Genomic DNA, 500 nt, shown 5'->3' with positions numbered 1-500 from the left:
GGATAATCGAGACTGCCTTTAAGGTGTGGGGAGAGGAATGTTACAGAACCCGCAGTTTGACGGCGGTGGCAAAGGCCCTCGGGGTATCCAAGGCGGCGCTGTATCGGCATTTTAAGGACAAGGATGAACTGATTGAGGCCCTCTACCGGGATTTCTATAGCCGTTTTATTCCTCTGATGGAAGAACTGCGGTTGAGATTTCAGGCCTGTTCTTCGCCGAAGGAACGGTTTGTTACGTTTGGATTGCACCTGGCCCGGTATTTCATTCGACAGGGGGCAGATTTTGGGTTTCTGTTGTTTGTGGTGATGAATGGGCAGAAACCGGAGTGGACTATCCCCGAACAATTACGGCAGCGGGGCATTACGTTTGAAGATTTTTTCCCCTTCCCGGAAGCTGAAAAGGAAGAGCTTATCTATCGTTTTACCCTTATTTTTTCTACCGTTAGTTATTATTGTGGTCTGTATTATCTTAAACAGTGGTATACCCTGGAAGGGGGGAAT

Annotated in this window: 1 protein-coding gene; it reads left to right on the top strand. The window is 48.0% G+C overall.

The features are described 5' to 3' along the window. Positions 1-5: 5 nt before the first annotated feature. The coding region (locus N2315_09635; protein ID MCX7829431.1) for a TetR/AcrR family transcriptional regulator at positions 6-500 on the top strand (495 nt) is incomplete at its 3' end.

Source organism: Thermanaerothrix sp. (assembly GCA_026417795.1).
Lineage (GTDB): Bacteria > Synergistota > Synergistia > Synergistales > Synergistaceae > Thermanaerovibrio.
The sequence above is the reverse complement of the archived record's forward strand: the minus strand, read 5'-3'. Positions and strand labels throughout refer to the sequence as shown.